The 6,267-nt window shown below is 31.8% G+C and carries 3 protein-coding genes; 2 read left to right on the forward strand and 1 reads right to left on the reverse strand.

Translation table 11 applies throughout. The features are described from left to right. Positions 1-493: 493 nt before the first annotated feature. Positions 494-3,187, reverse strand: a complete 2,694-nt coding sequence (locus JGH11_RS18465; protein WP_201114258.1) for a cation-transporting P-type ATPase — start codon at positions 3,185-3,187, stop codon at positions 494-496. Positions 3,188-3,870: 683 nt separating this feature from the next. On the opposite strand from JGH11_RS18465, the gene JGH11_RS18470 reads away from it, so the two are divergent. Together JGH11_RS18470 and JGH11_RS18475 are read left to right on the forward strand one after the other, a co-directional pair. Further along, on the forward strand, positions 3,871-4,707 hold the full coding sequence (locus JGH11_RS18470; protein ID WP_201114260.1) for an ROK family protein: 837 nt from the start codon (positions 3,871-3,873) through the stop codon (positions 4,705-4,707). Between the two features lie 443 nt (positions 4,708-5,150). Continuing rightward, positions 5,151-6,128, forward strand: a complete 978-nt coding sequence (locus tag JGH11_RS18475; RefSeq protein ID WP_201114262.1) for a hypothetical protein — start codon at positions 5,151-5,153, stop codon at positions 6,126-6,128. Positions 6,129-6,267 lie beyond the last annotated feature (139 nt).

Here is a 6,267-nt window from a genome sequence, read left to right on the forward strand (position 1 = left end):
TTTAATTGTAGAATAAAAAATTGATCAGAGAATTTGATTATGTTTTCATGATTTGTAACAAATGTATTTGCTATTTTATTAAGAGAAAAACAAATTATCTCTATTTAGTAAAACTACAATAAATAGAATAAACAGATATATACACTTAATAAAAGGATAAAACAGGCATTAAATATCAATAATAGTAAAATTACAAATTAAACACATTATATCAAATATTGTTTTGTAATTGTAGCAACAAAAGATAATCTGAGATTGATTTATATTAGGCAAGTGAATCTAATTCTGTCAGCATCAGCCAACCGTATAATTATTTCTATTTGTAAGAAGACGTGTATAATTATGTACAACTTAGAATGATACGTATTAGGTTATTAGAACCATCCGAATTTTAGAAGTAACATAGATATTTAAACGATCAATCCCTTTGTTATCTTTACTACGATCCAGATAACAAAGGGATTGAGAATAATTATAATATTTTATAAATTTCTTACTTTAAAGTATCTATTTTTCTCATTATTGCTTTTTCTATCTCAACAATAATAAACACAACCGCTCCAAAAACGAATGGATATATCCAGTCGGACAACATCAAAGGTGTAGTACCAAATACATTATTCATAAACGGAAGGTATGTAATACCTAGTTGTAAAGCGATTAACAATACGGACACAATGAATACAGCCTTATTTGTAAAAAAGTCTCGATTGAAAGCAAACTTACGAATACTCCTACTATTGAAAAGGTGAAACATCTGTGTAATTACAATAGTCTGTATCGTAATTGTTCTAACAACATCTTCACTAACTCCCGATTTTAATATATTTATATTCATCCATAATGTACCACCACCGATGAGCACTGAAACGAATAGAATACGCCAGATAAAGTAACCGCTTAGCAATGGTGTTTGCGAAGATCTTGGAGGACGTTTCATTGTTCCCGGCTCTATTTTTTCGAAAGCCAAAGCTAAGGATATCGTTACCGAAGTAACCATATTTACCCATAAAATCTGTACCGGAGTCAGAGGCATTAATGTTCCAAACAATATACTGGCTATTATAAGGAAACTTTCTGCTCCATTGGTAGGCAGTATAAATAGTATTGTTTTTTTAAGATTGTCATATACTCTACGCCCTTCTTCTACGGCGGCAACAATTGTACTAAAATTATCATCTGCCAAGATCATTTCCGAAGCATCTTTTGTGACCTCCGTACCTTTAATACCCATTGCGATACCAACATCAGCCTTTTTCAATGCAGGCGCATCATTCACTCCATCTCCTGTCATTGCGCATATAATGCCTCTAGCTTGTAAGGCTCTTACCAATCGGAGTTTATGCTCGGGGCTTGTACGTGCAAAAATATCATATTGCTCGGCTGCTGCTTCTAAATCCGTATCGGACATTACTTCAAGATCTTTGCCTTGTAAAGCATTTACTCCATCGCCGATTCCCATTTCATATCCTATTGTCTTAGCTGTATCCGCATGATCTCCTGTTATCATTTTTACAGTTATACCAGCCTCCGAACATAATCTAATGGCTTCCACAGCTTCCTCTCGAGGTGGGTCTATAATTCCTGCCAATCCGAGAAATACAATACCATCATGAATATCCTCATGTTCAATAGTATTCACATCTTCATCGACAATCTTATATGCTGCTCCTATTATACGTTGCCCTTTTTGAGCAAGTTCCGTAATCTTACCTTCCCAATATTCTTTGTCAAAACTCAGCTCTCCCTCTTTTGTTTTCTCTCTTTCAGCCATATCCAGAAGCCGATCGGGAGCTCCTTTTATATATATAATATTATTACTCTTTGTCTCGTTAAGGGTAGCCATATATTTATATTCGGAGTCAAACGGAATCGTTGATTTACGTTGGGCTGCTTTATGTTCTATGTCTGCTTTTTCATATAAAGTTATTAATGCACCTTCGGTAGGGTCTCCTTTTACAAACCAGTTACCGTCTTCATCTTTACCCAAAGATGCTTCATTACATATATTGAAACAATTTATGAGTTCTTCTAATATCGGCTCGTTATTAAAGTCAATCTTGTATCCATTTTTTAAGACATCACCTTCCGGAGCATAACCTGTACCCGATACTGTAAAATCGCCATCCCTTATTTCTACTGTTTTAACGGTCATTTCATTCCTTGTAAGTGTTCCTGTTTTATCTGAGCAAATGACAGAAACAGCCCCAAGCGTTTCTACAGATGGTAATGTGCGCACAATAGCATTTCTTTTTGCCATATTTTGTACACCTATAGCCAATATAATAGAGAGAATGGCTGGTAGGCCTTCAGGAATGGCTGCGATAGCAAGACCGATAACTGACATTAAAAGCTCTCCGGAGTTATAGTCACGAAAAAAATATCCGAATACATAAATAACAGCAGCAATAGATATAATAACAACTGATACTGTTTTCCCAAATTTTGCAGTTTGACGAAGCAGTGGAGTTGTTATTTTCTCTACTTCCGATATCATCTCATTTATTTTACCTATTTCGGAATTTTCACCAGTAGCAACAACTACACCGAGCCCGGTTCCGGCACTGACTGTGGTACTCGAAAATGCCATATTGATTCTATCTCCAAGCATTGTATCCGAATCTAATGCTTCGACCTTCTTTTCCGATGGTACAGATTCTCCTGTTAGTGGTGATTCTTCTATTTTTAGATTATCAGTTTGCAACAGCCGTAAATCTGCAGGAACTTTATCGCCGGGACTTAACAACACAACATCTCCGACTACCAATTGAGATGCATCGATCTCTGTTCTGATTCCATCCCTTATAACCTGAGCTTTGAGCGACAAAAGTTTTTTTATATCCTCCAATGCTTTCTCTGCCTTATTCTCTTGAAAATAACCAATAGAAGCATTGACGACTGCCACTAATAAAATAACCACTGTATCTACATAATGGCCTAAAATGGCCGTAACAATTGCTGCAACAAAAAGCACATAAATAAGTATATCATTAAAGTGTTTCAAAAAGCGGATAATATTACTTTGCCTTTTTGTTCCGGGAAGAACGTTCTCACCAAATAAATCAAGACGTTCTGCCGCTTCAACTTCAGATAATCCATGCTTGATATCTGACTCTAATCTGTCAATAACAGTATCCTTATCAATAGAATACCATCCTTCATTTTTGTGGGTATAGTCTTTCCTCATAAATAAGTGTTTTTTTTAAAACATATGAATATATTTTTAGTTTTGAAGTTTTAGTTAATAAAAATGTTCTAACACCAATGAATAAATGTAAAAAGTCTATATTTAGATAAACGACTTTAAGTTAAAGCTGTACAGTCGGAGAAATAGATGCATATTCGTTTTAAATTTAACAACTAACTAAATATTTAATAAAAACTTTGAAATTCATTAACAAATAATCTTATAAAATATATTTTGTATTACAGAATGAAACTATTTCTATGCTTGAATGACAAATTATATCTTTTTCCGTAAATCTAACTTGCAATATTTGCTAATAAAGGAACAAAAACTATCTGTACGTCTCAATATTAGACACAAAAGTTAAAAGTTGAATCAATGGATAATTAATACATTTACAAATAAATAATGAAAGAATGAAAGAATGATTTAAGGAATAATGTAATATAAAAAACTAAGAATATTTATTGTCCTTTACATCATACGATTGAATAATCTTTGCTAAAAAATGCCTATACCAATATGAGGTACAATTCTTTATTAAGAATAGGAATCCCCTTTGCAGTTTTGTAGTAGAAGCAAAGCTGTTAAATATAATCTATCCTTCCAAATAGTATACAAATATATTAAGTAGTATATAAGTATATAAGTAGTATACATTGCTAAATATAAAAGCCATGAATATGAAAATAGGTATAAATATTAGTGATAAAAATATAAGAGCTGCAATATTGAGAAACAATTCAATGGATTTTGTTGAGGAATCAATTTTTGAAATGAAACGAAATTCTAATAGAATTATAATGGAGAAAATAATGAGAATAATACGACGATCGGCGAAAACAAGAATTAAGGGCATAGGACTTAGTCTACCATCTAAATTAGACGAAAAACGCGGGATAATTTATGATTTACAAAAGATACCTTATTGGGAAAACCACGGACTAAAGAAAATACTAGAAGATGAGTTTAATACACGAGTATGGATAAATAATGATGTGAATTGTTTTATGTTGGCCGAGAAAAATTACGGCATTTGTAAGGACATAAAAAATGCATTAGTTATAAACCTTGGACCTAATATAGGAACAAGTATAATGATCGATGGCAAGTTATTCTTAGGAAATGAAAATATGTTTAATAATGCAGACTGCTTGTCTCTATCATGCTATGATTATATTAATATTTATAAGGATAATTTCATCAAAACAATCAACGAATTAATATTGTTACAGGAACAATTTGAAAAGGATGATTCATCTGCATCTAGTCTGAAAATGTGGGATCAATTAGGCACACTAGTCGGACGGCTAGTCTCTATTTTTTTGATTAACCACAAATATGAAATCATTATTTTGGGAGGACATCTAGCTAAATCATATAACAAATTTGCCAACTCCATGGATAGCTATCTTGAGAGGGCGATCCAGCCTCATATCTTATTGAATCTTATAGTAATTACTTCTATAATTGACTATCCGGAAACTATGGGTGCAATATCTCTTATACCCTCTTTTTAATCTGATATAATTTAATATATTATCAGGACTGTTACTTGTTGTAATTTTGATTACACACAGTATTATAAATTTTATTTAAAAATAGCAAATTAGTTAATTTGTTGCAAAAAATGCAATATTTTTTACTCAATATCTTAATATTTTGGTATATTTTTGATCGATTTCTTTCATTTGATTGGCTAGGATCAAAAATCGATAAGACATAATTACTACCATAGCAATGATGAAAAATAAATGGTGAATCTATTAAAATCTATTTAAGTTAAAAAGAATGCAAATTATTATGTTGAATATTAAAGCCATTTTACTTTAATTGATTTAGCTCTTCTTGTTCTGTAATTATAATATATATCCTAATGTTCTGAAATTAGAAAACAATATATAAACCACATAACTTCAGTAGTTTGTTGTATGGCTACATTGTTTATTGTAATCAAAATAAAATGAATAATTTTCAAGAAAAGTGCAATTACGCAATACTCAATGCTATAAGAGATTTTCTTCCTGAGAATGTCAATCCTGCTGTATTTTTAATGGAAGTACTGCATATAGAACGAAGCGCCGCTTATCGGCGATTACGAGGAGAAATATGCTTTACCTTAGGAGAAGCGTCAATAATAGCAAAACGCTTAGAATTATCTTTAGATTTAATAATCGGGGCAGATGACTTAGAAAAAATAACTTTTTTTCGCATGTGTATAACTGAGTTCGAAACTCCTAATGAGACTGACTATAAGTTGCTGGAAGACCATGTAAACTTGGTTCGGTTGGCAGAACTCGACCCATCCTCCCGACTTATGATATCAGTTAATAGTCTTCCTCAACAAATATTTTTACAATATAAGAATCTTTTACAATTTTATTTGCTTAAATGGATGTATCAAGATGAAAGAAAACAGACAATAGCATATCGTAATATCAAAGTGCCGGATAGAATTTATCAAATATTCAAAAACTCCTTCAAAGCACATATACAATTCAAGGAGACTCACTATGTATTAGATAATTATATTTTTCTACATCTAATTAATGAACTTGAATATTTCTATTCTATTGGCTTGATAGATAATGACGACAAAAAGGCTATCCTTGAGGATACATATAGAGTATTAAACTATCTGGAAAACATCTGTGAAACAGGAAAATATGAAAACGGAAATAATGCTAATATATATGTATCGAGCTTAAATTTCAATAAATCTTGTTATACTCTAAAAATATTCAATCATTATATTTCTATAATAGAGGCTTGTGTATTCAATGGTCTGGGAGCTAATGACAAAAAGAATTTTGAGATTGTAAACGGCTGGATACAATCACGTTGCAAAATGTCAACAAATATCACCTGCTGTGGAGAACAACAACGTATCGAGTTCTTCAACAAGCAAAGGCAATTGTTAGATTCTTCATATAACCAATAAGCAAAAATATAGAATCCCATTGCCTCTGTTGTTCATTTGTTAATTTGTTAATTTGTTAATTTAATTTTATCATTTCATCTAGATTATCTTTTTTTAGCCTTCCATAGCATTGCGCAAAAAAGGACAGATAAAGCCGCGG

The organism is Dysgonomonas sp. Marseille-P4677, assembly GCF_016652235.1.
Lineage (GTDB): Bacteria > Bacteroidota > Bacteroidia > Bacteroidales > Dysgonomonadaceae > Dysgonomonas.